This window comes from Afipia sp. 1NLS2 (assembly GCF_000178995.1).
In the GTDB taxonomy this organism is placed as follows: domain Bacteria; phylum Pseudomonadota; class Alphaproteobacteria; order Rhizobiales; family Xanthobacteraceae; genus Afipia.
Genome location: NZ_ADVZ01000001.1, coordinates 1,294,673 through 1,320,510, shown reverse-complemented (window position 1 = coordinate 1,320,510; position 25,838 = coordinate 1,294,673). Strand labels below are relative to the sequence as shown.

Annotated in this window: 24 protein-coding genes and 2 pseudogenes; 19 read left to right on the top strand and 7 right to left on the bottom strand. The window is 58.6% G+C overall.

All coding sequences use genetic code 11. From position 1 onward, the window contains the following. Window positions 1-636: 636 nt before the first annotated feature. Window positions 637-1,188 carry a cytochrome b gene (locus AFIDRAFT_RS06495; RefSeq protein WP_009338385.1) on the bottom strand — a complete coding sequence of 184 codons (552 nt, stop codon included), beginning with the start codon at window positions 1,186-1,188 and terminating at the stop codon, window positions 637-639. 1,237 nt (window positions 1,189-2,425) lie between these two features. On the opposite strand from AFIDRAFT_RS06495, the gene AFIDRAFT_RS06490 reads away from it, so the two are divergent. From AFIDRAFT_RS06490 to AFIDRAFT_RS06440, 11 genes are all read left to right on the top strand, one after another. Beyond that, window positions 2,426-3,685, top strand: coding sequence for a sensor histidine kinase (locus AFIDRAFT_RS06490; RefSeq protein ID WP_244597774.1), 1,260 nt, complete (start codon window positions 2,426-2,428; stop codon window positions 3,683-3,685). A gap of 580 nt (window positions 3,686-4,265) precedes the next feature. After that, window positions 4,266-4,904, top strand: a complete 639-nt coding sequence (locus AFIDRAFT_RS06485; protein ID WP_002718088.1) for a cytochrome P460 family protein — start codon at window positions 4,266-4,268, stop codon at window positions 4,902-4,904. Window positions 4,905-4,913: 9 nt separating this feature from the next. Beyond that, window positions 4,914-5,489 carry a cytochrome P460 family protein gene (locus AFIDRAFT_RS06480; protein ID WP_002718089.1) on the top strand — a complete coding sequence of 192 codons (576 nt, stop codon included), beginning with the start codon at window positions 4,914-4,916 and terminating at the stop codon, window positions 5,487-5,489. 107 nt (window positions 5,490-5,596) lie between these two features. After that, window positions 5,597-6,646: a DUF7482 domain-containing protein gene (locus tag AFIDRAFT_RS06475; protein WP_245258128.1), complete on the top strand. Its 1,050-nt coding sequence runs from the start codon at window positions 5,597-5,599 to the stop codon at window positions 6,644-6,646. Between the two features lie 31 nt (window positions 6,647-6,677). Continuing rightward, on the top strand, window positions 6,678-7,292 hold the full coding sequence (locus AFIDRAFT_RS06470) for an acylphosphatase (RefSeq protein ID WP_244597776.1): 615 nt from the start codon (window positions 6,678-6,680) through the stop codon (window positions 7,290-7,292). Window positions 7,293-7,440: 148 nt separating this feature from the next. After that, window positions 7,441-8,214 (top strand): heme ABC transporter permease, encoded by a 774-nt coding sequence (locus AFIDRAFT_RS06465; protein ID WP_002718092.1) that lies wholly within the window; start codon window positions 7,441-7,443, stop codon window positions 8,212-8,214. Between the two features lie 159 nt (window positions 8,215-8,373). Next, on the top strand, window positions 8,374-8,997 hold the full coding sequence (locus AFIDRAFT_RS06460; RefSeq protein WP_002718094.1) for a DsbE family thiol:disulfide interchange protein: 624 nt from the start codon (window positions 8,374-8,376) through the stop codon (window positions 8,995-8,997). Between the two features lie 212 nt (window positions 8,998-9,209). Next, window positions 9,210-10,325 (top strand): c-type cytochrome biogenesis protein CcmI, encoded by a 1,116-nt coding sequence (gene ccmI, locus AFIDRAFT_RS06455; RefSeq protein ID WP_002718095.1) that lies wholly within the window; start codon window positions 9,210-9,212, stop codon window positions 10,323-10,325. 3 nt (window positions 10,326-10,328) lie between these two features. Next, window positions 10,329-10,820, top strand: coding sequence for a cytochrome c maturation protein CcmE (gene ccmE / locus AFIDRAFT_RS06450; RefSeq protein WP_002718096.1), 492 nt, complete (start codon window positions 10,329-10,331; stop codon window positions 10,818-10,820). Then, entirely contained in the window at window positions 10,817-12,811 is a 1,995-nt protein-coding gene (locus AFIDRAFT_RS06445) for a heme lyase CcmF/NrfE family subunit (RefSeq protein ID WP_002718097.1), read from the top strand. The genes ccmE and AFIDRAFT_RS06445 overlap by 4 nt, the downstream gene beginning before the upstream one ends. Then, window positions 12,808-13,287, top strand: a complete 480-nt coding sequence (locus AFIDRAFT_RS06440; protein WP_002718098.1) for a cytochrome c-type biogenesis protein — start codon at window positions 12,808-12,810, stop codon at window positions 13,285-13,287. Before AFIDRAFT_RS06445 ends, AFIDRAFT_RS06440 begins: the two co-directional genes overlap by 4 nt. Window positions 13,288-13,386: 99 nt before the next feature. Here the strand turns inward: AFIDRAFT_RS06440 and ccmB are convergent, their stop codons facing one another. From ccmB to hemA, 3 genes are all read right to left on the bottom strand, one after another. Further along, window positions 13,387-14,049, bottom strand: a complete 663-nt coding sequence (gene ccmB / locus AFIDRAFT_RS06435) for a heme exporter protein CcmB (RefSeq protein ID WP_002718099.1) — start codon at window positions 14,047-14,049, stop codon at window positions 13,387-13,389. Between the two features lie 127 nt (window positions 14,050-14,176). Next, window positions 14,177-14,806, bottom strand: coding sequence for a heme ABC exporter ATP-binding protein CcmA (gene ccmA, locus AFIDRAFT_RS06430; protein WP_002718100.1), 630 nt, complete (start codon window positions 14,804-14,806; stop codon window positions 14,177-14,179). 541 nt (window positions 14,807-15,347) lie between these two features. Continuing rightward, window positions 15,348-16,583, bottom strand: a complete 1,236-nt coding sequence (gene hemA / locus AFIDRAFT_RS06425) for a 5-aminolevulinate synthase (protein WP_002718101.1) — start codon at window positions 16,581-16,583, stop codon at window positions 15,348-15,350. Window positions 16,584-16,930: 347 nt separating this feature from the next. Between hemA and AFIDRAFT_RS20195 the strand changes: the two are divergent. Continuing rightward, window positions 16,931-17,122 (top strand): annotated as a pseudogene (locus AFIDRAFT_RS20195) (hypothetical protein); the annotation flags it as partial. A gap of 52 nt (window positions 17,123-17,174) precedes the next feature. Here AFIDRAFT_RS20195 and AFIDRAFT_RS06420 read toward each other — a convergent pair. Then, on the bottom strand, window positions 17,175-17,342 hold the full coding sequence (locus tag AFIDRAFT_RS06420; RefSeq protein ID WP_244597780.1) for a hypothetical protein: 168 nt from the start codon (window positions 17,340-17,342) through the stop codon (window positions 17,175-17,177). A 237-nt stretch (window positions 17,343-17,579) separates the two neighbouring features. Here AFIDRAFT_RS06420 and AFIDRAFT_RS06415 point away from each other — a divergent pair. From AFIDRAFT_RS06415 to AFIDRAFT_RS19730, 3 genes and pseudogenes are all read left to right on the top strand, one after another. Continuing rightward, window positions 17,580-18,140: pseudogene (locus tag AFIDRAFT_RS06415) on the top strand (hypothetical protein); the annotation flags it as partial. 304 nt (window positions 18,141-18,444) lie between these two features. Next, on the top strand, window positions 18,445-18,909 hold the full coding sequence (locus AFIDRAFT_RS20190; protein WP_244597782.1) for a glycine/sarcosine/betaine reductase selenoprotein B family protein: 465 nt from the start codon (window positions 18,445-18,447) through the stop codon (window positions 18,907-18,909). 18 nt (window positions 18,910-18,927) lie between these two features. Further along, on the top strand, window positions 18,928-19,656 hold the full coding sequence (locus AFIDRAFT_RS19730; RefSeq protein ID WP_147293865.1) for a hypothetical protein: 729 nt from the start codon (window positions 18,928-18,930) through the stop codon (window positions 19,654-19,656). A 384-nt stretch (window positions 19,657-20,040) separates the two neighbouring features. On the opposite strand, the gene AFIDRAFT_RS06395 is transcribed toward AFIDRAFT_RS19730, so the two are convergent. Then, window positions 20,041-21,114, bottom strand: a complete 1,074-nt coding sequence (locus AFIDRAFT_RS06395; RefSeq protein ID WP_002718105.1) for a hypothetical protein — start codon at window positions 21,112-21,114, stop codon at window positions 20,041-20,043. Between the two features lie 103 nt (window positions 21,115-21,217). Beyond that, window positions 21,218-21,919 (bottom strand): Crp/Fnr family transcriptional regulator, encoded by a 702-nt coding sequence (locus tag AFIDRAFT_RS06390; RefSeq protein ID WP_245258127.1) that lies wholly within the window; start codon window positions 21,917-21,919, stop codon window positions 21,218-21,220. A 269-nt stretch (window positions 21,920-22,188) separates the two neighbouring features. On the opposite strand from AFIDRAFT_RS06390, the gene AFIDRAFT_RS20185 reads away from it, so the two are divergent. The 4 genes from AFIDRAFT_RS20185 (at window position 22,189) to trxB (ending at window position 25,824) form a co-directional block, all read left to right on the top strand. After that, window positions 22,189-23,547, top strand: coding sequence for a glycine/sarcosine/betaine reductase selenoprotein B family protein (locus AFIDRAFT_RS20185; RefSeq protein WP_240679513.1), 1,359 nt, complete (start codon window positions 22,189-22,191; stop codon window positions 23,545-23,547). A 15-nt stretch (window positions 23,548-23,562) separates the two neighbouring features. Beyond that, a complete protein-coding gene (locus tag AFIDRAFT_RS06375; RefSeq protein WP_002718109.1) occupies window positions 23,563-23,790 on the top strand; it encodes a glutaredoxin family protein in 228 nt (75 codons plus the stop codon). A gap of 54 nt (window positions 23,791-23,844) precedes the next feature. Next, a complete protein-coding gene (locus AFIDRAFT_RS06370; protein ID WP_002718110.1) occupies window positions 23,845-24,597 on the top strand; it encodes a haloacid dehalogenase type II in 753 nt (250 codons plus the stop codon). Window positions 24,598-24,843: 246 nt separating this feature from the next. Beyond that, window positions 24,844-25,824 (top strand): thioredoxin-disulfide reductase, encoded by a 981-nt coding sequence (gene trxB, locus AFIDRAFT_RS06365; protein ID WP_002718111.1) that lies wholly within the window; start codon window positions 24,844-24,846, stop codon window positions 25,822-25,824. Window positions 25,825-25,838 lie beyond the last annotated feature (14 nt).

The following is a 25,838-nucleotide window of genomic DNA, read 5'->3' as shown; positions in this document are numbered from 1 at the left end:
GCGGCTGGTTGGCGGAACTTGCTTGGCTAATTCCCGACTAATTGGTTTGGCGCTTTGCCTTCTCAGGCTGCCCGAAGGATGTAAGAGATCAGATAGAGGCCCCGCGGCGACACGGCATCGATGAAGTCATCCTTGCCATTCATCCGCGGATCGGTTCGCTCGACGTGAAAAATGTGATACGCGATCTAACGCCCGTCCTGATGCGAACATGCTCTAATCCCGCAACAGTGATCATCGAGGGATGATCCGCGCACCGGTAGACTAAGTGAAGCGCCGCCGTTCATGTGCAGAGCGCGGACATTTGCCCTCGTAAAAGACAGCCGCGAGTTCAAATGCGGTGCTCCTCAAGATTTGGTGACCGGCGCGCACTGCAACCTCGCAATGATCCACAGGGCGGCTGACTTCAATCGCTCTCTCGATTTCAGGATGGATCTATTGTTCATCACCTCGGCCTGGCGCTTGGCGGTCGGTTGCGGGCGGCACTGGGGAGATTGCAGACCGCACGCGCCGCCCTGCAAGGTGGCATGGGCTGGACCATCGGCAAGACCAATTGTGGGTGAGCCGTCCAAGGAACTACCGTTCCTTGAAGGGCAGCGCGACATTCAGAGGGAAAACGCCTCGCCGCAGTGGCTCGGACTAATCATTCATCCGCCCGGAAGCCATCGACTGAAAGACTTCGTCGCGCAGATAGAAGTGGTGAAAGAGAGCCGCGGCTGCATGCACGCCTGCAACCCAGAGGATTGCATCGCCGAGGGTGGTGTGTATTTCCATGATCAGCTGCCCCAGTCCATGCGCCTTCGCGATCTGGGGGGCGATGTCGAATCCAGGAAGGGTGAGGGGAATCCCCTCGAGCCAGGTACCGAGCACTGCCGTTGCTGGAATCGCGATGAGGAGCGCATAAAGCGCGAAGTGGACGAGCTTCGCGGCCGCAGCCATCCATCGCGGCATCGGCTGCTTCGCGGGCGCGCTGTCGATCAGCCGCCATAGCAGCTGCAGCACGACGACAATGAAGACGAGCACCCCGAGCGCCTCGTGAATCCTGCGGAGCCCGTCCGCGGCGGCGGAATAGAGCGAATCCTGGTCGCCCTTGCTCAGCACATAGGCGGCGAGAACCAGCATGACGGTCAGCCAATGGAAGGCTTGGGCGGCGGCGCCGTAGCGAGAGGAGGTGCTGCGCAAACCGATCATCTCCGATCTTGAGCCCGCCGCAGCGGTTGATGAACGGTGGCGGCGCGTCGCCAGAGATTTGAGCGCTTGATAAGCTGGCTGGTTCCCCCGGCGCCCCTCTTACCTTATGGCGAACCCATTGCCCAGGGGTCCTCAATCGGTGTCCGAGCGTCCGGCACTCTTCGACCCGGACTGAAAGAGGGAGATGATCATCGCAGCGGCGGCGGAGATTGGGGGGCATGCGCCCGGCGAGATTGCGGGCCCGGGATACCGAACTTGGCCTGCTTCAATCGCGGCCCGACCGACCTGTCGGCCACCGGTGCGCTATCGCCGATCGCATGGGATTTGACCGTACATTCGTTCGGGCGGACCAGGCCAGTGCATGGATCGTCAGTCCTGCTGCCCGTCCGGCAATTGGCGTGCCACAGCACGGTAACCTGAAGGATCGTGACCATAGACCTGTCGGAAGGCGCGGAAGAAGCTGCTCCGGCTCGCGTAGCTCGCAGTCAAATTAGATAAATTCAGGGGCGACATTAATCGAGCAGGAGAGTGCTCTCGCAGGAAGGGGAAATGAATAAATCGAGGTTTCATTCCCGCTCGCCTGCCGGTGAGCGCGCTCGTCCGCGCTGCGGATCTGGAGCTGGTCACCGCGCATTTATGCATGATGTAACGCGTTTCCTGGAAGTGCATAACCAGTCATTATCGGTAGCATTCCCAATCCTCATTTCAGCATGTGCTCGCACTCTGGGATGGTGACATCCTGGATGCGAGACACTTCGCTCTCAATGAAAAGTCCGACGAGATCGCTCGATCACCTGGAAACTTCTCATGAGTCATCTTCAGCAATGATGTGTTCCGCAAAACCTGCGAGACCAAATTGGCCATGCCGATAAGTGTGCGGGGCGAAAGAGCCGAGGAAGAGCAAAACGCGACCTTCGCTCTTCTCGAGGCGAGAAGCCGAGAAGAACTTGCAAAGGCACTACTCGGGATCGCTCTTCATCGGTCACGAGCGTCAGCTGGGGCTGTGCTATTCAACGAGAACGGTCAGTTCGTACCGTTCGCCACGTCGAACTGGGCCGAGAATGCTGTGAGGGGTGTTCGGTTTTCCTCCTCGCGGTTTGCGTTGGACCTTGGGGCTCTTGAGCATGCTGCCAGGATGCCCGATCCCACTTCGATGAACGAAGTTCTTTCTAGGCTCGATGGCACCAGCATCGACCTTTCCGTCTTGTGGATACCTCTAAGGTATCGAGGGGACACAGTGGGTCTGATCTACCTGGAAGCGGATCGAGGCGGGAGCTTCGGAGCAGCCTCCATTGAAAGCTTCAGCGCCATCGCAATCCAGGCTGCCGCGGTTCTGACAAACTTTCGATTAACCGATGATCTCGCGCGAGAAACACGGCTAAGGCAGCACGCAGAGGCAAGTCGCGACGAAATTTATGATTCGATGCTTCGGCATCAGTGCATCGGAAAGATAGGTCATTTCAAGTTCAACCCCACGACGGGAGCGTCGATGGGTTCAAGAGAGTTTTTTCGGATATTCGGTGTCTCACCCGAGGCGGAGAAGCTCGATCTGGAAATCTGGATCGCTAAACTGCATCCGGACGATCGAGATCGTGTCGAACGCGAAACCTCCATTGCCGTCGCGACCGGGAGCACCCTTCAGCTGGAATACCGGATCATGAAAGATGGTAGGGTGCGTCATGTCTACTCGGAAGGTCATCCGGAGACGAACGGGGATGGAGATCTCCTGTATCGGGGAATCGTCATCGACCTTACAGAAGGGAAGGCCGCCGAAAGGTTGTTTGCCGAAACTCAGGCCGAGCTTTCGACCGCTTCGCGCATGGCGGCTTTGGGCGAGCTTGCCGGCTCGATCGTGCACGAGGTGAATCAACCTCTGACCGCGCTGAAAACCAGCGCGGAGGCCTGCCGCCGTTGGCTGTCAAGATATCCAGTGGAGATATCCGAGGCGGTCGAAGCCGCTAACCAGGTTGTAAACAAAAGAAAGCGGGATGTTGCGATCGTGAGTGGATTGGAAGTGCTGGCCGAGGAGGCGCAGGCAAACCTCAGCTTCATCAGGATCGACGGCGTCATTTTGGAAGTATTAGGCATGTTTCGTGACGCGTTGGAGGAGTCATCCATTTCCGTGCGTGCCGATATCGATGAAGGGTTGCCGGAGTTGAGGGGAGATCGCTTGCAGCTACAGCAGGTTGTTTTCAACCTGCTGCGAAACGTCATCGATGTGATGAAGGGTGTGCACGGCCGGCCGAGAAGGCTGGAAATATCGTGCCATGCCGACGATGTCGAAATGTTAACGGCACTTCGCGATTGCGGTGGTGGCTCAGGAACAAACACGAACGATATGAATCGTTTGTTCGATCCATTCTTCACCACAAGAGACTCTGGAATGAGTTTAGGCCTATTCAGAAGCCGGAGCATCATAGAGGCGTATCGTGGACGGATCTGGGCAGAAAGGAATGAGGATTGCGGCCTGACTATCCGGTTAGCGCTGCCGCTATGAGAAAGAGCCATGAGCGCTCAGGGCGCGTTACAGTGTTTCCGTCTGTTTGCCTGCGCAGCAATTGCTCCGGAGGGATCGAGGGGCATCCTTCATTCGAATAGAGCTTACCAAAGCTATGGTTCAGTTCGCAGCAAATCACAGACAAGCGCGCGAATCCTTCTCAGCGGATGGTTCTGCGGCTCCAACATCTCGGCGAGATGCACGAAAACAGCCGGCCCTGATCCACAAATGTGCCCGCGTACGAGCCTTCGCCAATTCTGATAAAAATTCGTGATAAAAAAGTGAATCAGCAAATCTCGCTACGGCGAGGGGTTTTTCAGCAGACTGCTAGTGAGTGCTGGACTAGGTGCACGCTCGCGACGTTGAGCGCAGAGATCGCCTCGTCGAACTGCAACATAATTGCCACCGCCTTGCAAGGCAGCAAGGTGCCCAGGCTCCGCATTCCCAATGGGCATCGACTCGATGCCCACATGTCACTTTCGCGACGCGGGGTACCTCGGTTAAGTCTGGCTGTTCCGGCCGAGGAAAGTCATTCTCATCGCCGACGCGAGCGGATCGCGGTTTGACTGGAGAAACAATCATGAAGCACAAGGTGTCAGTATTCCTTTCCAGCGTTCTTGCTGTCGGCGCGATCGCGACGGTGGCATTCGCGCAGCAACCACAGCTTCCTCCGCCGGACGACTGGCATGCAACTGGGCGCTATCTTCCGGAATACACGAGTGATGGTGCTCTCCTGCTGCCGAAAAACTTCCATGAATGGGTTTATGTTGGCTCGCCTCTGACACCAAACGTATTGAACAATGGGAAGGCAAACTTCCCGGAGTTCCACAACGTATACATCGAGCCTGGTTCCTATGAAATCTATAAGAAGACGGGCGTCTTCCCCGAAGGAACCATATTCGTCAAGGAGCTACAACTTATGCTGCCCGCCGATCGTGCGGACGGTTCGAGGCAAGAGCCCTCTGGCCGGGGATTTTTTCCGGGGCCTTTTAACGGCGCCGACGTGACCGTCAAAGACAGCAAACGGTACCCCGCGACTAATGGCTGGGGTTACTACAACTTCAACCACTTCGAGCCGAAGGCCGCCACCGCCAAAGTCAGGCCGCTGGAGGAGTGCGCGTATTGTCATATCGCTAGTGCTAAACGCGATGATGTCTGGACACAGTTTTATACCCTGCTTGATAACGTACCCGTCCCCGCCGACCAGAAAAAGAAGTAGGAGGCTGCGATGAAGATCCTCAAGTCAACGATGGCGGCTTTGTCGGCGTCAATAATTGTGATGGGCGTTGGATACCTTGTGTCACTGCCAGCGGCCAGTCAGGCCGCCTCTGGGAAAGTCCAACCCGTCGACGCGGCTGGCAATATGCGCATACCGGACAATTACCGCACAAGCTATGAATACTTGGGAAGCTGGTCTGTCGCGGGCGACGAGAAGGGTGCGAAAGAGATGCACACTGTTTACGCCTCGCCGGGAGCTGCGGAGGCTTATCGCGCTACGGGCAAGTTTCCTGATGGATCGATCTTGGTAAAAGAGGTCCAGAGCACAGCAACTGCAGTAATGACCACGGGCACCGTCAGCCATGTAGATCGTCTCAAGGGCTGGTTCATGATGGTGAAGGACAGCAAGAACAGCCACCCTGACAACAAGCTGTGGGGTAACGGCTGGGGCTGGTCCTGGTTCGATGCTGACAATCGGGTCAAGACCACCTCGAAGGATTTTCGTACTGATTGTCTGGGCTGTCACATTCCAGCCAAGGGGACTGACTGGATCTATGTCTCCGGTTATCCCGGGCTGAAGAAGTAGGTGCGAAATCGCCAAAATGGGGAGGGCCGGCCAAAGGCCGGCCATGAAAGCCAGTGATCGGAGCGATTATGAACAACCGTCTTAGGAAGTGCGTTTACGGACTGATGATGGCTCTTCTCGTATCTTTTTTCGCGACTGAGGGGAGTTCGGCGGCGGATACATCGGTCGAAAAGAGAATCACCAAGCTATTCCTCACGTCAGGCCAAGTCGATCTTGCAAAAGAAGTGGTAAGATTGCCGCTTCATCGCGGTCGCCTTTCCTCCGGAGAGACAGTTTGGTTCGTTCTCACCGACGTAAGCGATTTCGCCACTTCCAAAAAGATGGGCCTCACATGGGCGCCAAGCCTCAGTCAGGCAAAAGACCTCGCGAGCACGCGGGTTGCGGAAATGGATGAGTCCAATAACTTCGTCTTCAAATCGGGGCGAGTTGATTTCTCACCAGTTCAAACGTTGACTGCTGGAGAGACGCCAAATTTCTTCCCGCCTAGATTGGCGCGGGCCGGATCTGTCGGGGATGCGCACTACAGCCCATTGGTCCGGGTGGCAAACCGTAATGACATTGTTTTCAATGCCCCCATGATCGCCTTCAACGTCGGATCAGAGAAAATCTCGTTTTGCGGCGGCAATCCCGATTACTCGGTTGTGACCGACTCCGTGGCAAGCATCTGCCCTGACAATGGCACCGTCGACTTGAAGCTGCGCTTCGGATTTGCGGACGGCAAGCACCTGCGGTACCTCAGTTTCGACGCCAACTCCGAGGAATCAGCTGCACTCGAGGCATCTACCTTTGCGCCTGCCGAAAGCGACGTCCTCCAAAGCGGCGCAACGGAGATTATCTACACAGTCGTAAATGGTCGGACCGGGCCGAAGGATCCTGAGCGCCAAGGGCTTAACAGCGCGCTCAGTGGCGAAGGCCCTTCACTCGACATCCTTGCGCATTTCAAGGAGATCAGTGCCGGATATTCACCGATGTGGGATGTTCAACTGGCCGAGTGGGCCAAAGAGGCTGTTAAGAACAATCAACGGAAGCTGATTACTGACGGTAACGACATTGTAGCAAAAAGCGAAGCTGGCTTGTTGGTAAGCCCTGTCGGAGGTCCGGTTAAAACGACTGGAATTCTGGTGAACTGCCCAGTCGTGGGTTTCACCAACGAATGATTCTTCGACGAAGGAGATCGGCGCCAGCACCGTGAGTATTCAGGTGGATTCAAGCAATCTCACCGATCTCGACTATGTCTACGATGTATCAAGCAAGCCGCTTGGAGTTCGGCGTGGTTTTGGCGAATGCGGGCGGAGGGTCGTTCTTGCACTTGCGTCCATCCGCGAAGGGCAGTTCAGCACGCAACGTGCAGCGTGTTCTGTCGCTGTCCAGAAGGCGCTGTCTGATTCCGCGTTTTATGGGGCGTCCTTGTCCTCCGAATTAAAGGACGCACTATGGGCTAGGTTCTTCGACTGCCTGAACGGTGCGTCTGATCGCAGGTACACAAAAGAGGGAAGCCAGGATGAACGAAGAGCAAAGGGCGATGAATGCGAAACTGTCGACATTGAGTTTTCTAGTTCGATAGATGCTCGCGAAGTCATCGCTCACGCCACGTCAGAGGCTGCCGAAGCCTTCATAGCCTCGCTTCACAGAGCCACACGACGCGCGGATCGTTTCGTTGCTGGCGATGTCAGCATGTCGGGCCAATTGCACGCTACGCGCAAGAAATTCAGAAGCAGATATCTTTGCTCGTCGATCGAGCCAGAAGGCATAGCTGATCACTCAAGTGACGTAGCGTTGATAGGCGACCCAGCATTGAAATGATAACCGGTGGTTATTGGCCGAATTGCCTCAATGTAAGGTATTGTAAAGCAACGTACAGTGGCGGGTTAGAGGCGGCGTCCTCGGCACGCCGTCGATTTCCCGCAAGACCGAGCTCCGGCCCCACGGATGCACCTGAGGAGATCAGAAATTGAGGGCGTCTCTCACCGCCTACAGCAATCCGGGCAATTTCCTGCGCGTCGTAGCGCGGCTATTACCGTGGCTGTGGAGCTTGACGATTCTTGCCTTCGCGCTCGGTCTGTTCGGAACGTTCATCGCGCCGTCCGATTATCAGCAGGGCGAGACTGTACGCATTATGTACATTCACGTCCCTGCTGCTTGGGCAGCAATGCTTGCTTACACTCTAATGACCGTATCCGCGCTCGGATCTTTGGTTTGGCGTCATCCACTCGCCGATGCAGCACAGAAGGGAGCTGCGCCTCTTGGCGCTGCCTTCACGTTTATCTGCCTCGTCACCGGTTCGCTGTGGGGCAAGCCGATGTGGGGTACATATTGGGTGTGGGATGCTCGGCTCACCTCTGTGTTGGTTCTGTTCCTGGTGTATCTGGGTTTGATCGCGCTTTGGCAGACGATTGAAGATCCGAGTAAGGCGGCGCGGGCCGTGTCGGTCATGACGCTCGTAGGGTTCGTCAACATCCCAATTGTGAAATTTTCGGTGGATTGGTGGAATACCCTTCACCAACCGGCTTCCGTCTTCCGAATGGAAGGCCCGGCCATCGCCAGTTCAATGCTGTGGCCACTGATAGTTATGGCGCTCGCATATACGTTCTTGTTCGTGACTCTCCACGTAATGGCGGTCCGCAACGAAATCATGCGGCGCCGCGTCCGGCGGCTTGCGATCACACTGGCTGCGGGCGGTGAACCCACGATGGCCGGCATGCGGCCGCTCGAAGCGGCGCGCTGAGCAGATTATGGTTCAGCATGGCGGATCGATCATCGCGGCGTTTCTGGTGACGGGTATGGTCCTGGCCGGGATGATCGTGACAACCTTCATCAACTATGGTGTTCAGCTCCGTAGTTTACGTCGGCTCGCTCCCGACCGTTCGGATCGGCCCAATCACTCATGACCGACACCCCCACTTCTATGCATTCCCCATCGAACGCAACGGCGCCTCGGCACGCGCTGCTCCGCGTTTGCGTGGCAATCCCGCTGCTGGTCTCCTTCGGGATCGCGGCGCTACTCCTGGTGCGACTCGGCGCCGGCGATCCGTCGCTCGTACCCTCGGCTCTCGTTGGCAGGCCATCGCCGCAATTTGCGTTGGCGCCGCTCGACGGGCTCTCCACACTCGGCCGGCCCGGCCTGTCGAGCGCCGACCTGCGGTCGGGGCACGTGACGATCGTGAATGTGTTCGCCTCCTGGTGCACCGAGTGTCACAACGAGCACCAGGCGCTTCTGACATTGGCAGGCGACCGGGCGCTGCAGGAGCGGGGAGTGAAGGTTGCCGGCATCGTTTACAAGGACGACCCTGGGAAGGCGCTGGCCTATCTCGTTGCAAAGGGAAACCCTTTTGCACAGGTCGGTACTGACCGGTCCGGGCGAGTGGGGATCGATTTCGGCGTCTACGGGGTCCCCGAGACCTACGTGGTCAGAGGTGATGGTACGATCGTGTACAAGCTTGTTGGCGGCATCTCGGATGCAACCCGACCTGCTTTGATGGCCGCGATCGCGAAGGCAGAGCGTCCATGACAGCCGCCCTGCAACGCGCCGATTTCCTCGCAGCGGATTCGACAAGCAATCTCTCACATCTGCACGGGTCATCGCTTGTCCGCGCTATTCGCGGACGACGGATCGGACCGCGGAGGCAAAACTGCGCGAAACAATTCGAACTTCGAGGTCGGCGGATGCCCCATGTCTTGGAGCGTCACGCGATCGCAGAAGCAAACTGGGGGCCTTGAGACATGCTCTGGGTCGCCATCGCAATGATGACATCCGCCGTCGTGCTGGCGCTGATCTGGCCACTCTTTGCGCGGCACGAAGAGCCTCACGCCCGCGCTTCCGACATCACCTTCTATCGCAGCCTCCTGACCGAGGCAGATGATGACGTCCGCTGTGGTCTAGTCGCGCCCGAGGACGCGGCGACGACCCGGGCCGAGCTCGAACGCCGGCTACTCGCGTCGATTGACTCTGCGTCCGGGGGCCGGCCGCGTGTGTCGCAGCGCCGTTGGCCGAGGCGCGCTGCCGCCGCGACGGCGGCAGTCGTGGTGCTGCCGATTCTCGCGCTCGCGTCTTATCTCAGGGTTGGCGCTCCCGGTCATCCGGACATGCCCATCGCATCGCGCCGGACGGTGGAGTTTACACCGGCTGCTGCAATCTCCGAGATCGAAGCGCACCTCGCGATCGATCCCAACGACGGCGGCGGCCTCCGGGCGGTTGCGCCTATCTATCTGCGCATGGGACGTTTTCACGATGCGGCGCGCGCCTACGAGGCGGCGCTACGCCTGCTCGGTGAGAATGCACAGGAGCGCGCGTCTCTCGGGCAGGCGTTGGTGATGGCGGCCAACGGCGTCGTGACAGCGGAGGCGCGCGCCGCCTTCGACAAGGCGCTCGTGGAAGACCCCAAACAGCCCATAGCGCGTTTCTTCCAGGCGATCGCGGTTGAGAGAGATGGCAACAAAAATCAAGCGAGACAACTCTGGGAAGCGTTGAAGGCCGACACGCCATCTGATGCGCCTTGGATGGATGCCATCCTTCAACATCTGGCTAGTCTTTCTGAAGTGCCGCAATCGGACGCGGAAGCCGCGCATTCGGGCCAGGCGGCGGCTAACGTTGCAGCGCTCTCTCCCGAGCAGCGGACCCAAGCGATCCGCGGAATGGTGGATGGGCTCGCCGAAAAGCTCGCGAAGGAAGGCCACGATCTCGAGGGGTGGCTGAAACTGATCAGGTCTTACGCAATGTTGAATGAGCACGAGAAGGCCGAGGCGGCCGTCGCAATGGCGCGGACCAAGCTCTCAGCCGACGCGCGAGCGGCGACGCGTATTGATGAACTCGTCAGACAGCTCGGCTTGAAAGGGTAGACTTTGACCAGAAAGCACAGGCGCCTCACTCTGATCGGCACGGCAGGCTTTACTTTGGCGATCGCGGTGGGGCTCATCCTGTTTGCGTTGCGTGACAGCATCGTCTTCTTCTACGGGCCGACCGAAATGACCGAAAAGGCACCGCCGCCGGGGACCCGGCTGCGCATCGGCGGCCTGGTAAAGCGGGGCTCTCTCATCCGTGGCGGGTCGTCCACTGTGACCTTCGAGGTCACCGATCAAAAGAGAGATATCAAAGTCAGCTATACCGGATTGCTGCCGGATCTTTTCCGGGAAGGGCAGGGTGTCGTGGCCGAGGGCACGGTGCAAGGGCCGGGCCTCTTCCATGCCGATGCCGTGCTCGCCAAACATGATGAACGCTATATGCCCAAGGATGTAACCGACAAGCTCAAGCGAACCGGCACTTGGCGCAACGACGAAAAATCCGCGCAGGCGCAAGAATATCAACCAAATCGGCCTATGGGATTAACAGAGTGATCGTCGAAACCGGACATTACGCGCTTGCCCTGGCCTTGGCAGTCGCGCTGCTTCAGTCAGTTCTGCCGATCTGGGGAACTCACCGCGGTGATCCCCGACTCGCCTCCGTCGCGGTCCCAGCTGCGATCACCCAGTTCTTACTGTTGGCCTTTGCCTTCGCGGCGCTAACCTACGCGCATGTGGTTTCCGACTTCAGTCTCGTGACGGTCGTCGAGAACTCGCTAACCACCAAGCCGCTCGTCTACAAGTTCGCCGGCGTCTGGGGCAATCATGAAGGATCTATGCTGCTTTGGGTTCTGACTCTCGCGACTTTCGGGGCCGCGGTGGCGACTCTTGGGCGCGGTATGGCGGAGGAGCTGCGCGCCAACACGCTCGCGGTCCAGGGCTGGATCTCCCTTGCGTTCCTATCCTTCATTCTGTTCACCTCCGATCCCTTCGCGCGCCGTTTTCCCGCACCCCTTGAGGGGCAAGACCTCAATCCGGTGCTTCAAGACCCGGGCCTCGCCATCCATCCGCCGTTACTTTACCTCGGCTATGTCGGCTCCTCGATCGTGTTCTCCTTCGCGGTGGCGGCCCTGATCAGCGGCCGACTGGACGCGGCCTGGGCCCGCTACGTTCGACCTTGGGTGCTGATCGCCTGGATCTTTCTCACCTTGGGTATCGCCATGGGTTCGTACTGGGCCTATTACACGCTGGGGTGGGGCGGGTTCTGGTTCTGGGATCCGGTCGAGAACGCGTCGCTGATGCCTTGGCTCGCGGGCACCGCGCTGTTGCATTCGGCCGCCGTCATGGAGAAGCGTGAGGCCCTCAAGGTTTGGACGCTGTTCCTGGCGATTCTCACCTTCTCGCTATCACTGCTCGGCACGTTTTTGGTCCGCTCAGGGGTGCTGACCTCGGTCCATTCCTTCGCCAGCGACCCGGCGCGTGGTGTCTTCATCCTGATCATCTTGACCCTGTTCATCGGCGGCTCCTTCGGGCTTTATGCTTGGCGGTCCCCATCTCTAGGCCGCGGTGGTTTGTTCGCGCCCGTGTCACGGGAGGGGGCACTCGTCGTCAACAACCTGCTTCTCACTACCTGTTGCGCGACGGTGCTGACCGGCACGCTTTATCCGCTCGCACTCGAGGCCTTGACCGGAGACAAGATCTCGGTTGGCGCACCATTCTTCAATTTAGCACTCGGTCCGCTCCTGGTGCCGATGCTATTGTTGATGCCGATCGGCCAATCGCTGGCCTGGAAGCGCGGCAACCTGCTGGGCGCGGCTCAGCGGATGACGTTCGCGGCTATGGGGGGCCTCGTGGTCGCGATTGTACTGGTCGCTGTCAACCGCGGCGGCCCCGTCCTTGCCGTGGTCGGTCTCGGCCTCGCGGCCTACCTCATCATCGGCTCGTTCGGCGATGTGGCGTCGCGCGTCTGGACTCGTGGTCAGCCCGCTAGGGTGATGCTCGCTCGCGCGGTCGGGCTGCCGCGCTCCGCTTGGGGTGCGGCAATCGCTCACGCCGGCCTAGGCGTGGCACTCATGGGCCTGGCGGCAACTGGTTGGGGGACGGAGCGGATCGAGGCTGTCAAGCCGGGCCAGGGGGTCGATCTCGGTCCCTATCAAGTCACCATTGTGAGTCTTCGTTCGCAAGAGGGGCCAAATTATTCCGAAGTCCTGGCCGATACGATCATCAGGCGGAACGCCGTGACCGTGGCCTCCGTCCAGCCCGCGAAGCGCAGTTTTCCGGTACGACAGACTACCGTCAGCGAAGCGGGCATCGTGACGCTGGGTCTTGGCCAGGTCTACATTTCGCTCGGGGAGCAGCACCCAGATGGTTCGATCGACGCGCGCATGTTCTGGAAGCCGCTTGTCACGGCCATCTGGATTGGCGCCGTCATCATGGCATTCGGAGGGATTGTCTCGTTGTCCGACAGGCGGCTTAGAATCGGCTTTGCGCGCCGTGCAGCTCGTGTCCTCGGTGCCAACCCCGCAGCGCCGCAGCCTGCAGAATGACTGCACTTCGTTACATTCTCCTGCTCTTGATCGTGCTGATAGGCCTCGCGCCGAAACTCGCGAGCGCGGTGCAACCGGCCGAGGTTCTGGCCGATCCGAAACTCGAAGCGCGGGCGCGGGTGATTTCCGCCGGACTGCGCTGCTTGGTTTGCCAGAACCAGTCGATCGATGATTCGAATGCGGAGCTCGCGCGGGATCTCCGGCTGCTCGTTCGCGAGCGGCTGAATCTCGGCGAGAGCGACGAGCAGGTACGCGCCTTTTTCGTGAGGCGTTATGGAAATTTTGTCCTGTTGAAGCCGCCATTCGACTTGGAAACCGCTCTACTCTGGGGAATGCCGGCTCTTGTGTTCGCGGCCGGCGCGATCGCTCTTCTTTTCGGATTGCGCCGCCGGCAGCAGCCAGCACCGTCCGCCCCCTTGAGCCAAGCCGAACGCGACCGGCTCGCGATTGTTTTAAACGCCGATGCTCCCCCATAGCCATCCCGGACGGTCGAATTACCTGTGGGAGGCCGACGCGATGTCGTTTCGGCTGAACCGCCCCTCCTTAACAACGAGCCTTTTTCGAAGCGGCGCTCGTTATTCTCCCGCCCCGCGAAGCGTGACGGCGGCGGCAATTGGAGAGAGCGCGAAGGATGCGAGGCTGAGCGCGCAGAGGATCACCAAGGGGGTTAAAAAAGGCACTGTGCCGCTCTCCGCCGCCGAGACGCCGAAGATCAGAACCGGTACGGCTAATGGCACGACGAGGATCGAGAGCAGAAGGCCGCCGCGTCGCAACGTGACGGTGAGGGCGGCTCCGATTGCGCCCAGAAAGGTCAAGGCCGGCGTACCAACCAACAGAGTTATTGCTACTGCTCGGAGCGCCGGGCCGTCTAAGTTCAACATCAGGCCGAACAAGGGAGAGAGGATCACGAGCGGCAGCCCCGTGACGAACCAGTGGGCCAGACACTTTACGAGGACAATGAGCTCCAAGGGCGCCGGCGACAGCAGCATCTGGTCTAGAGAACCGTCCTCGTGATCGGCTTGGAACAGGCGGTCAAGGCCTAAAAGACTCGCGAGTAGCGCCGCTATCCACAGAATGGCCGGACCAATGCGCCCCAGCAAATTCAAGTCGGGTCCGATCGCGAAAGGCACGATCGTGATGAGACTGAGGAAGAAGATTATGCCGAGGACCCCGCCGCCACCAACGCGCCGCGCCAGCATGAGGTCACGAAGAAAAACGGCAAGGAGGATGCGGGTCATGGTCTCCACCTGGTGTCGCCATCGCGGCGCGACTGCACCCACGGAATGGGAGGTGGGACGCGATCTTCATCTTGGCTCCCGGATGAACCGGCGCCCAGCGGACGAACATATTCCAACGGCACGCTGCTCACTTCGCCTCGAGCCTGATTTCGAGTGTTCCCGGCAGACCGAGCGGTTCGTGCGTTGCTACGACCATCAAGCCGCCGCTTCCGAGGTGGTCGGCTACAATAGTTTTCAGCAAGGCCCGCGCGTGCCGGTCGAGCGCGGTCAGTGGCTCGTCGAGCAGCCATAGGGGACGATAGGCGACCAAGAGTCGGGCCAATGCAACCCGGCGGCGCTGCCCTGCCGAGAGATAGCCGACCGGCAGGTCCAGAACATGGGCCAGATCGATCCGGTCCAGCGCCTCTGACGGGGTCAGGCGGCTCCCCCCTAAGATCGTTAGGCCGAGCTGAAGATTTTCGCGCGCGGTCAGCGCAGATTTTAGCCCATCGAGATGGCCGACATAGTGGAGTCGCTCTGCGAGAGGCGCCGGATCTTTGGCTCCAGTCTCCTCCTCCCAACACATGCGGCCGGATGCCAGCGGCAAGAAGCCGGCAATCGCACGCAAAAGAGTAGATTTGCCTACGCCGTTCGAGCCCGTCACTTCGGCAATTTCCCCAGCGGCCAGTCGCAAGGAAACGTCGCCGAGAACCACGCGCTCACCGCGCGCGACGGACAGATCCTCGATCAGGAGACGGCACGACTGCTTGATGTCCATTTTCGTTTCCGGCTAGTCATTGTCGCGTTCAGGTCGCTTTTTTCCAACGTGTGGCCCGTGGCTCGTCCGAGAGAGCGCTCTTGGCCAGAGCATTGAAGTGTAAGCGCGCGCCTTTGAAAGAATTGCCCAGGTCTGTAATTCGTCGACCCAGCAACCATGGTGCTGTGCGTGACCATGTCATGGGAGCGCTGACGCTCCAGATCAGGATGGCGGGGGCCACGTAGAAGGCCAAAACTGTGAGCACCCGGTGGCAAGGAGGCCAACAAGGTGTGTTATGGAATGAGTCACGCAAATTGGACGCGCGAAAAGGAACTCGATCGAGGGACATCACATTTTTTTCCAGAGGCGTGCCGAAAAAGTGGCGCGGACGCCGCCAGTCAGCTTTTCTGGAATCGACACCGTCGGCCTTCGCTTGCTCAGCCGCAACCTGGGACGCGCGACGCATTCCGAGCATGGTCTGCGCCGCCAAGTAACTGTCGCTCGCTCGATGCACGGCCCGGGAGGAGATGGCTGCGAAGGAGGCGCTCCCATAGAACGGCTCTCAGGCAAGAGAGAGAGTATCCCAGGTCTCGGCGAGCGCAGCTGCGAGTTTTGCTATGTGCTCCTCACCGTGAAATGGCGAGGGGGTAATGCGCAGGCGCTCTGTGCCTCGGGGGACGGTCGGATAATTGATCGGCTGGATGTAGATAGCATGGCGCTCCAAGAGGTGGTCGGCGGCAGCCTTGCAAAGCTTTGCGTCACCCACGACAATCGGAACAATGTGGGTCTCGGTAGGCAGAACCGGAAGCCCGGCGGCTCGTAGTGCAGCCTTCGTTGCAGCGGCCTGTCGTTGATGCGCTTCGCGCTCGGCACTTGAGTGCTTGAGGTAACGCAGGGAAGCAAGAGCCGCGGCTGCAACTGGCGGAGGCATCGCCGTGGTGAAGATGAATCCGGGAGCGAAGCTGCGCACCGCATCACAGATCACCTGCGAGGCCGCAATATAGCCGCCGACGCAACCGAATCCCTTGGCGAGAGTGCCCTCAATTACAGTCACACGGTGCATCAGCCCGTCGCGCTCGCTAATCCCTCCTCCACGAGGACCATAGAGGCCGACCGCGTGAACTTCATCGAGGTAGGTCATCGCGCCGTACTGATCCGCAAGGTCGCAGATTGCGCCGATCGGCGACACGTCGCCATCCATCGAGTACACGGACTCGAACACGATGAGCTTGGGACGGTCACCGGCCTCACGCAGCAACGTCTCGAGGTGACCGAGATGGTTGTGCCGGAAAACCCGCTTCTCGCAGCCTGATTGGCGCACGCCCTCGATGATCGAGTTGTGGTTCAAAGCGTCAGACAAGACTACGCAGTCTGGAATCAGCTTACCGATTGTTGAGATGCCGGCTTGGTTCGATACGTAACCGGAGGTGAAGACGAGACTCGCTTCCTTGTCGTGCAGGTCGGCAATCTCGCTCTCCAGGTCGACTAACGGTGAATGATTCCCGGCAATGTTGCGGGTTCCGCCTGCTCCTGCACCGCAGCGGTGTGCCGTCGCCGTCATTGCAGCAACGACCTCAGGATGCTGCCCCATGCCCAGGTAGTCGTTCGAACACCATACCGTGATCTCGGTGACCGTCCCGTCGGACCGGCGCCATTTGGCGGCCGGGAAGCGACCGGCGATGCGCTCGATGTCAGCGAAGACGCGGTAGCGCTGCTCGCCGTGCAGACGCTCCAGCGCGTCGCGGAAATGGCACTCGTATGCTTGACTCGCACCCACACTGTTGGACAGGGGCGCCATTAAAGCTCTTTGCCCCGATACCATACCCGAGCAGAAGTGTGCCTTGTCGACACTTCCGCTCGTCGGATGCCTTGCTTGCCATCCTGCCAACATGTTCAGTTGCACCACTTTTTGCTTGCCCCGATAGTTCCTGATTGTAGCTCATCGCTCAGATCACCTCGCACTCGCGTTAGTTATAGTTTGCATGTCCTTTGGTTATGACAGAAGGTGCCCTGAAGGCCGCACGAGCTGCGTATCGTGCCGGACGGCCGCGTGTCGATGGAGAGAACGTTCTGTCGCCGCCGACAGAATGCCAATCCAAATGACCGACGAATGCATCCCTGCTTCGCAACACGAAGAAGCGGATAAACTTCGCCAAGCGATTGGAGACTTTACAAGGCCTCACGCCATATGAGGCCATCTGCAAAGCTTGGACGGACAACCCCGAGCGATTCAGATACGATCCAATCCACCTCAGATCGGGACTGGAAATCAGACGCTTGATGAGATTGCTCGCGCATCAGCATTTGCTATGGGTCTCGAAGATCGTCACGACGTAACGGTGATCACTCCGGTCGATGCTAATGATCCAGCTAATCTCCGCCTCATTACCTACGTACAGTGGAGTAATTCCCCTCTACTCGTAAGCCGTGCGATGCCGGCGTGGGTGCGATGGCTTTGGTAGAGATCGGTGATCGCATATTTCTGCTGGATACCGAGGCGATTGTCGTCGATCCAGAAAAGCTCGGGCTCGAAGCTGAAGAACCAGAGCGTATGCAACGACTGGTCCGGTTTCGATGGGCGGGGAAACCATGCGGGTGACAGTCGCATCGGCAGTTAGTCTGGACATCTCAGATATGGGTATCCGTTCTGTTACCGCGCGCATTAGGGATTTTGGCACAAACTTCTTCGATCTGGCCCAAGGAATGCAAGCAGCAACATCGGTACGCGCACAACTAAAAAAACGATGGCACCAATCTCGCGCGCTAGTGCGTGATCACGCAATCACTCTGGTCCGCCAGCTCTACGCGACTCCGCAATCTCGAGCGGGACATCCAGGCGATACGTTTTGACGCACCGGAGGGCAAGATCGAGCTGCCGGTGAAGCTGCGCTTCCACGATTCGCTGTTCGTGCCGCTCGCAAAATGGGCGATGCTGATGGCAGGCAATTATCGCTGCATCACGCCGGACGGCATGCGCACCGCGCAGGAGGCGGTTCACTCCAATCTCGAGGAATCGCGCTCGATCTACAATTTCGTGGTGGATGTTTGCGTCAAGCTCGGGGCTTCGCGCGACGACATGGTGCCGTTCGAGAAATACGCTGCGGCAGCGGAAAGTCTGTCGCGTCCGGCCTCCGCCGCGCGCGCGCTCAACAACGGCGCGCCGAACATCGAGCGTGCCGACAAGCTGGTGCAGTTGACGGCCCGCGAGATTGGCATGAGCCACCCCGTGCTCGACGCCATCGTGGCCCTTGTCGACAAACGTTTGGAGGCGAATCGGAAGAAGGCTGCTGCTTCGGGCAGGCGATGCTGGTCCCACGTAAATACAGCCATTTCGTTAATAGCGCTCTGCAGTTAAGCGTCAGCACCGGTACGGGGCAGTTAGCTTCCGAATCTCTTTTCTCGCGCGATGGTCTTCGGCTTAGCTGATCTCGTGCGACGGACGCCGCCATCTGCGCGGCGCAAGTTTATCTTGAAGCGCTCGGTAAAAAGGCGGTCGTTATTCCGAGATCTAAGAACAAATTCGCCGATGTGCTCGGAAAATTACTTCATGCCGTGTACTTTTGCTGCCAAACTAGCGAAGTCCGTGGTGGCAAAAGGTGTTCATCGTAGTCCAGGCGCTTGATGGTTAGGCGACCGGTAGGTAATCAGGGAGTTGAGAATTGGTACGGCTGACGGATCTACCTGAAGGACAAGCCAAACGTCTCGCTGACTTGGAATGTCCAGATTTCCAGACCACGCCATGGGTAAGCGGGCCGCCGCTCGCCTTACGTCGGATAGCAGCCATCTCTTCCGCCGGACTTTTTGTCAAAGGCGAAGCTGCTCCATTTCGTGGACGTGACGCCGATTATCGAGCTATCCCCTTAGGGACGTCCGCTGCCGACGTTCTGTGCAGCCATATTTCGATTAATTTCGATCGCACCGCTTTTCAGGAAGACTGGAACGTGATCTTTCCTTTGGACCGCCTGCTGGAGCTTGCGGAGGAGGGTTTCATTGGCTCAGTTGCCGAGACGCATTACTCGTTTATGGGGGCGATCGATCCGACCGAAGCCGAAGGTCATGTTCGTGAGCTGGCGGTCAGATTGAAGCAAGAAGACGTCGAAGCAATCCTGCTCTGTCCTGTCTGACCCATCTGTTCGCGCGCCGTGAGCGCGCTGGCTCACTATCTCGAAGAGGAAGGCATCGCAACGGTTGCGATTAGTCTTATTCGACCGCAAACGGAAAACACCAGACCGCCACGCGCGTTATGGGTACCGTTCGAACTCGGCCGCCCCATTGGACCGCCAAGCGATCCAGTTTTTCAGAAGCAAGTAATTCGAACCGCCCTACGGTTGCTTGAGCGCGAGGACGGTCCGGGCATTCTTGAAGACTTTCGCGAAGAAGATCCGCGTAGCGTTGCGGATGGAACTTGGCAGCCTCCATCGACCGACAGTTTTGCCGCGGGAAGACCGAACGCTAGGCTTGCCGAACTGATGGAGGAAGAAATTCGGAGGCTAGCACATGTGCATGAACGATGGATCGCTCGGCACAATCGCACTACGGTCGGACTTGCTAGATTGCCTATTGGTCAATGCGCCCGTTACGTCGCAGGCTGGATGACGGGGGATGCGAGGCCAAGCCCATGGAGCGATCTGTCGGCGCCAATGATGCTGCGTTTCTGCGTGGACGATCTAAAAGCTTATTGCTTAGAGGCGGCGGCAGGTGAAAGAAAGCCGTCGAGCAAACAGCTCAGGGACTGGTTCTGGAACAGCACGGCAACCGGAAGTGCGATTCGGATGTTGAGAAAAGTCTTACAGGCGAGCGATGACGAACGATTAAGCCGTATCGTTAGTACCTTCATGGTTCCTGCCGCGCAAATAAGGCCGGGCGACTAATCTGACGTGACACCAACGTGCTCTGTGTCGGCGGTCTCCGAGATGGCAGGTGCCTTCGGATGCCATAGCAATGAGCTATGTTCTAGCATGAACCAATTTCGCCGCGTTGTAGTTGTTTCAAACCATGTAATGGCAAGGGCACACACACTGGACTGAGTTTCGGAACGTGTATCCCCGCGTCAATTACCAAACGAAGCTGTAGTGGTCCGGAAGCAACTTTAGCGCTAGACTCCGGTGGATGTCTTTACGTTGATAACGCTGCGCTACCGGATACGGCGTGGGTGTCAAATGTAATGGTCGATTTACGAGATTCGTCGGACAAAGCCTCTGCTCCGTCCGACGGTGCCGCTTGTCTGTACAACGAACGACTCGACGGTGTCTGACTTATGCCGCCGCTTTGGCCTTGCGATTGGCTTCCAGCCGGCGGTCGACGCGTGCAACGATGGCATCGAGAACGGGATGAATCATGCCCTTGTCCTTCGCCACCAGCTGGACCAGCTTGTCGGCGCGTTCGATGTTCGGCGCACCGTTGTTGATTGCACGCGCCGCTGATGCCGGGCGGCTCAGGCTCTCGGCCGCGGCGGCATATTTCTCGAACGGCACCATGTCTCCGGGCGCAGCGCCGAGCTTGACGCAGACGTCCACCACGAAGTTGTAGACCGAGCGTGATTCTTCCAGATCAGAGTAAACGGCTTCCTGCGCGGTGCGCATGCCGTCATCTGTGATGCAGCGATAATTGCCAGCCATCAACATGGCCCATTTGGCGAGAGGGACAAAGATAGATTCGTGGAAGCGCAGCTTTACCGGCAGCTCGATCTTGCCTTTCGGCGTATCGAAACGCACCGAATCGATGTCCTTTTCCAACTGTTTCAGGATGTCATTGCTTCTCTCATCGTCGAAGCGCGCAACCTTGAAATTGGTCGGCAGCGTCACCTGCAGCACGTTGATCTTCTCCTCCGGCGGACGCACCGCTTGCGGGTCGGGACTGCAAAGCGTCAATTTTCCGGCATCGAAATTCTGCCAGACCTCGGGAGCGGTGAACGCTGGTTTCAAAGTCGTAGCGTTCAGTCCGGGAATGCGCTGCATGTAGGGCAGCGGCGGCATGTTCATGATTGACATGCAAGGCACGCCCGACTTCGCGACCGCATCGAGCAGTTCGCGCACGCCCGGTGAGCCGTATTGCGGCTCCTGCATCGCCAGCCCGATCAAGTCGTAATCCTTCGGATCGACATCGCCAGCGCCAGCAGCGGAAACCTTGCCGGGCAGCTTGCGCGAATCGATTTCCACCTGATCCTTGCGGCCACGCACCGGCATGCGGACACGAAAACCTTCCGAGTTGATCAGGTCCGCTTCCGCGGGCAGGCACACAAGCTTGACCGAATGGCCGCCGAACAAAATCTTCGACGCAAGCAGCGAGCCATATGACGCGCCGAGAATGAGAATATTGTAGTTGGACATTTCCTACTCCATCAGGGGAGCAGATGCTGACGTCAGCAACAGCAACGACACATCTGCATGGCGATGAGGGATCGAACAACGCCATGCACGGCATGGCTATCAATTATTCGACAGGCCCCAGCGACTCCTTGAGGACTGTCTTGTTACGGATCAGGAAGCGGCCCTTGACGATCGAGAGTGCACCCTTGCGCTGGAAATGCCCCAAGGCGTTGTTGACCCACTGGCGGCTCACGCCGATCATCTTTGCAAGGTCCGATTGGGTAAATGCGTACCGGATTAGCAAGCCTTCCTCGGTTTCGGCGCCGTAGGCCGCGGCGAGGCCCAGCAACAGGATACCGAGCCGGCCCTCGACCGATTGTGTGCCCATCACCTGCAGGAGAAGCGAAAACCAGTGCAGCTTGAAGCTCATCGCATCGAGCATGGCGATGGCAAGCGCCGGCATCTCGAGGGCGAGTTCACGCAGGCGCGCACCTGATATCGCAAGCACCTCCGTCGGCTCGTTGGCATAACCCGACCACAGATAGGTGGTGGCATCGTTGATGAAGTACGGCCCGCCCACGACGTCACCTTTCGACCAGTAGGCGACGGTGTATTCCTTGCTATTGTGAGAGATGTATGACGATCGGATCACGCCGCGAAGGATGAAGTAGGTATATTGGTGGGCGGTGCCCTGGGAAAAGACGAGCTCACCGTTGCGATATTTCTTCACAACTCCACGCTTCATCAACTCGTCCCGCTCCTGTGGGCCGATATTGCCAAGAATGTCTTCCCTCCAGCTCAGCCGATCGAGAATGTCGTGAGCCACAGCCTCATTCGGGCTACCGTTTGATGCAGCCAGATGGAACGTTGGGAAAGGACGGCTTGCCATGCGACTCGTGCTCTTTCCTTGCACCGATATGGCCGCTCCAGCATTCCGAAGCCGAACGCAGGTGCCAGACTGGCATGCCAGTAATACATGCACCTTATTGTATTCGGCGCTCCGTTTCGGGCTGTCAACTGAAAGACAGCTATGACGCAGCCGTTCACCTAAACCGTTCGGGTTGAAATCGTTGCGGCGTCAATGCGGAGCCATAAATGCCTCGTTTTGAAGATCTCGATCCGGATTCCCAGCAGTTTTTCGCGAATTTCAAATGCCGCGAAGATGGCCCGCCGCCTTGGACGCCACTGACGAAGCCGTTGCGCGAGTGCAAGGTTGCGATCGTCACCTCCTCGGGCCTCATCCGGAAGTCGGACAAGCCGTTCGACCTTTCAAATGCGGAAGGCGATACGAGTTATCGCGTGATTCCTTCCGATACGCCGGCGCGCGAGTTGACATTTTCGCATACCAGCACGAACTGGGACCGCTCCGGCTTCGCGATGGACGTGAACGTGATTTTCCCAGCCGACCGGCTGCGCGAGCTTGTGGCCGAGGGCGTGATCGGCTCGCTGGCCGACAAATATTTCGCCTTTATGGGCGCGATCTTCAATGTTGACCCGTTGATCGAAAATTCGGCGCCCGACGTCGGGCGTCAGTTGAAAGAGGTGGGCGTCGACATCGCCCTGATGGTCCCTACCTGACCACTCTGTCCTCACACCGTGAGTGTGATCCAGCGTCAGATCGAAGCACAGGGTGTCAGCACCGTGTCCATCAGCCTGTTCCGCGGGTTCGCGGAAAAGGTGAAGCCGCCGCGCGCATTGTGGGTGCCATTTCCCTTCGGACGCCCGCTCGGTGCGCCGAACAACAAGGCGATTCAGCGCAAGGTCATTTTTGCGATGCTGGATCTGCTGAGCAGGCCGGAAGGACCCGTGCTCGAAGACCTTGTCCTGACCAAGGATGAGGAACCTCTCGACGCTCGCAATCAGAAGATTGGGCAGAAATGCGGCACGAAAGGCTGCAACTTCGACGACGCTCTGGCGAGCGAAGAGGAGCCGGCGGCAAGGGAGATCGCTAGGTATGATGGAGACTTCGTGAGTGTCTGTGCGGAGATCGCCGCGCTGAAGGCACATCACGACGATTACATGCGCGATCACAGCGGGCGGACCCAGGTCGGCTATTCGGAGGTGACGCCGGGCACCATCGAGATCGCGGCGAAGAGGCTGCATGACTACGTGAACGGAAAGGAACTCGCAGTTCCGGCCGGGCTTTCGCAGGGGACGGACAACGGCGCGGTCGCGCAGAATGCGTTCGTCAGGCTCTGCGCCGACGACCTGAAGGCTTACTATCTCGAAGCGAAGCTGTCGGAGCGTAAAGGGCAGAGTTCTGAAAACTCGACCGAGTACAATGATTGGCTCTGGTACGAAACGCGAATGGGAAGTCTCATCGTTGCGGCAAGAGGCCGTGTGATCGAAACGACCGACCGGAAGAAGGATCCGAACTGGATGATCGCCCGCGCAATGGTGCCGCGGGGATATGGCGAGAGCGGCTACACGATGCACTCGCAGAATAAAGTATGAAGCAAGGAGGCGGCTATGGATATCACCCTCTATCACGGAAACAACTGCAACGCCTGCCACGAGGAGATGGAGTATCTGAAGTACAACAATGTCAATTTTATCCCGAAGAACGTCCACGAGGACACTGACGCTCGGAAAGAGTTGATCTCGCTAGGGTCGAAAACCATCCCGACGACCGTAATCGACGGCGAAGTCATCGTGGGCTTTGAAATCGAACGCATCAAGGAGTTGATCGGCCTGTGAGGCGCGAGCTGTGCGACACGAAGATAGTAACGAGGAATAGGGAGAAGCCGAACAATGTCCATCAAGGGAATCGTATTCGACGCGTACGGGACACTGTATGACGTCCAAACAGTTTCAGCAGTCACCGATAAGGCATTCCCAGGATTCGGGGATTACATAACGCAAGTGTGGCGCATGAAGCAGCTCGAATACACTTGGCTCCGGACCATGATGGGCGATTACCAGGATTTCTGGGCCTGTACGCGAGATGCGCTCTCCTACACGCTAAAGACTATCGGATTGACGGCAGATCAGAAGCATTTCGATGAGATCGCCGAAGCGTACAATAATCTAAAGCCTTATCCGGACGCGAAGGAAGCCTTGATGGCCCTGCAAGGCTATCGTCTCGCGATCCTGTCCAACGGCAGTCCGGGAATGCTTGATGCGCTCACCAGAAACAGCGGTTTGGACAAGCATCTCGAAACTTGGATCAGCGTTGATCCCGTGAAGGCATTCAAGCCAGATATGCGCGCCTATGAGCCGGTGCATGCGCAGATGGGATTGGCGCGGGACGAAGTGTTGTTCGTGTCGTCCAACGGTTTTGACGTCTGTGGTGCGAAGCGCTTCGGATTCCGCGTCGCGAGGATCGAGCGTGTGACGCCGAAGGCGCTCAACAAGGAGATTCGCGACGCTTCGGTCATCTCCCCGAGCACCATGTTCAAGGCAACCAGGATGCGGATAGAGGACATCGGCCATGGCCCGGATCATGTCGTGGCTTCCCTGAAGGAACTACCGACGGTTCTCGAAACAATGGAGAACGCGGCTTAAATCCCCCGTTCCGAGAATCCCCCAAGCCTCGGGCGTCTTCGCAAGAAGACGTCCTTTTTTGTGAGCGCTGACAGATTGTTAGCGATAGTCCGACTCGCGTGTTGCGGCGCGATACCCATAGGCAGCGAAAGATGGCGGCGATCAGGTCCGCCGCCGGCTTATCTCCTGTTCGGCATGTCAAACATTTGACTGCTATCGGCCTAGCTCTCCATCACACTCAAGTCGTCGAAGCTAAGGAATAGGACAGTGCATTCAAAACTGACGATCATTGGCTCGGGCCCCGCCGGCTACACCGCTGCAGTCTATGCCGCTCGCGCCAATCTCAAGCCCCGCCTGATTACCGGTTTCGCGCGCGGCGGGCAGCTGATGACGACCACGGATGTCGACAACTGGCCCGGCGATCCCTTCGGCGTGCAGGGCCCGCAACTCATGAAGCGTTTTGCAGAGCATGCCGAGCGGTTCGGCACGGAAATGATAACGGACCAGATCACGTCTGTGTCCCTGAAGAAACGCCCCTTTGTGCTGCGAAGCGCCAAGGCGACCTATACGACTGACGCGCTGATCATCGCGACCGGCGCATCCGCGATGTATCTCGGTCTGCCGTCGGAGCAGCTTTATCTCGGACGCGGCGTTTCGGGCTGCGCGACGTGCGATGGCTTCTTCTATAAGGACGAAAATGTCTGCGTCGTCGGCGGCGGTAACACGGCCGTCGAAGAGGCGCTGTATCTGTCTCATATAGCAAAGCGCGTCACGGTCATCCATCGCCGGGAGAAATTCCGTGCTGAGGCCATTCTGATAGATCGCCTGCTGGCCGCCGAAGCGGAAGGCCGGATCGCCATCATGCGCGAAACCGTGCTGGACGAGGTTCTCGGTGACAATGTATCGGTGACATCGGCGAGGCTGCGCAATGTAAGAACCGATGCGACCTCAACTATTGACGTGCGTGGCGTGTTTGTCGCGATCGGCCATCAGCCGAACACCGGGATCTTCAAGGGCCAGCTTGAAATGACGCCCAGCGGGTATCTTGTGACGCGCGCAGGGGCCACTGGCGGGAGCACCTGCACGAGCGTACCCGGCGTGTTCGCAGCCGGAGACGTTCAGGATCATGTGTACCGGCAGGCCATTACGAGCGCCGGCAGCGGCTGCATGGCTGCGCTCGACGCTGAAAAATACCTGGCGGCGCTGCCGCTTAAGAATTTTGATGAAGAGGTTGCGATCGCCTCCTGAACCGGCGTGTCGCA

Bases quoted from the DNA above. Each gene is read 5' to 3' on its own strand.
- hemA (WP_002718101.1), bottom strand. From the start codon at position 16,583: ATGGCGCCCCTGTCCAACAGTGTGGGTGCGAGTCAAGCATACGAGTGC.
- ccmI (WP_002718095.1), top strand. From the start codon at position 9,210: ATGCTCTGGGTCGCCATCGCAATGATGACATCCGCCGTCGTGCTGGCG.
- AFIDRAFT_RS06495 (WP_009338385.1), bottom strand. From the start codon at position 1,188: ATGATCGGTTTGCGCAGCACCTCCTCTCGCTACGGCGCCGCCGCCCAA.
- AFIDRAFT_RS06475 (WP_245258128.1), top strand. From the start codon at position 5,597: ATGGCTCTTCTCGTATCTTTTTTCGCGACTGAGGGGAGTTCGGCGGCG.
- AFIDRAFT_RS06370 (WP_002718110.1), top strand. From the start codon at position 23,845: ATGTCCATCAAGGGAATCGTATTCGACGCGTACGGGACACTGTATGAC.
- AFIDRAFT_RS06375 (WP_002718109.1), top strand. From the start codon at position 23,563: ATGGATATCACCCTCTATCACGGAAACAACTGCAACGCCTGCCACGAG.
- ccmB (WP_002718099.1), bottom strand. From the start codon at position 14,049: ATGACCCGCATCCTCCTTGCCGTTTTTCTTCGTGACCTCATGCTGGCG.
- AFIDRAFT_RS06460 (WP_002718094.1), top strand. From the start codon at position 8,374: ATGACCGACACCCCCACTTCTATGCATTCCCCATCGAACGCAACGGCG.
- AFIDRAFT_RS06480 (WP_002718089.1), top strand. From the start codon at position 4,914: ATGAAGATCCTCAAGTCAACGATGGCGGCTTTGTCGGCGTCAATAATT.
- ccmA (WP_002718100.1), bottom strand. From the start codon at position 14,806: ATGGACATCAAGCAGTCGTGCCGTCTCCTGATCGAGGATCTGTCCGTC.
- AFIDRAFT_RS06440 (WP_002718098.1), top strand. From the start codon at position 12,808: ATGACTGCACTTCGTTACATTCTCCTGCTCTTGATCGTGCTGATAGGC.
- AFIDRAFT_RS06395 (WP_002718105.1), bottom strand. From the start codon at position 21,114: ATGTCCAACTACAATATTCTCATTCTCGGCGCGTCATATGGCTCGCTG.
- AFIDRAFT_RS06485 (WP_002718088.1), top strand. From the start codon at position 4,266: ATGAAGCACAAGGTGTCAGTATTCCTTTCCAGCGTTCTTGCTGTCGGC.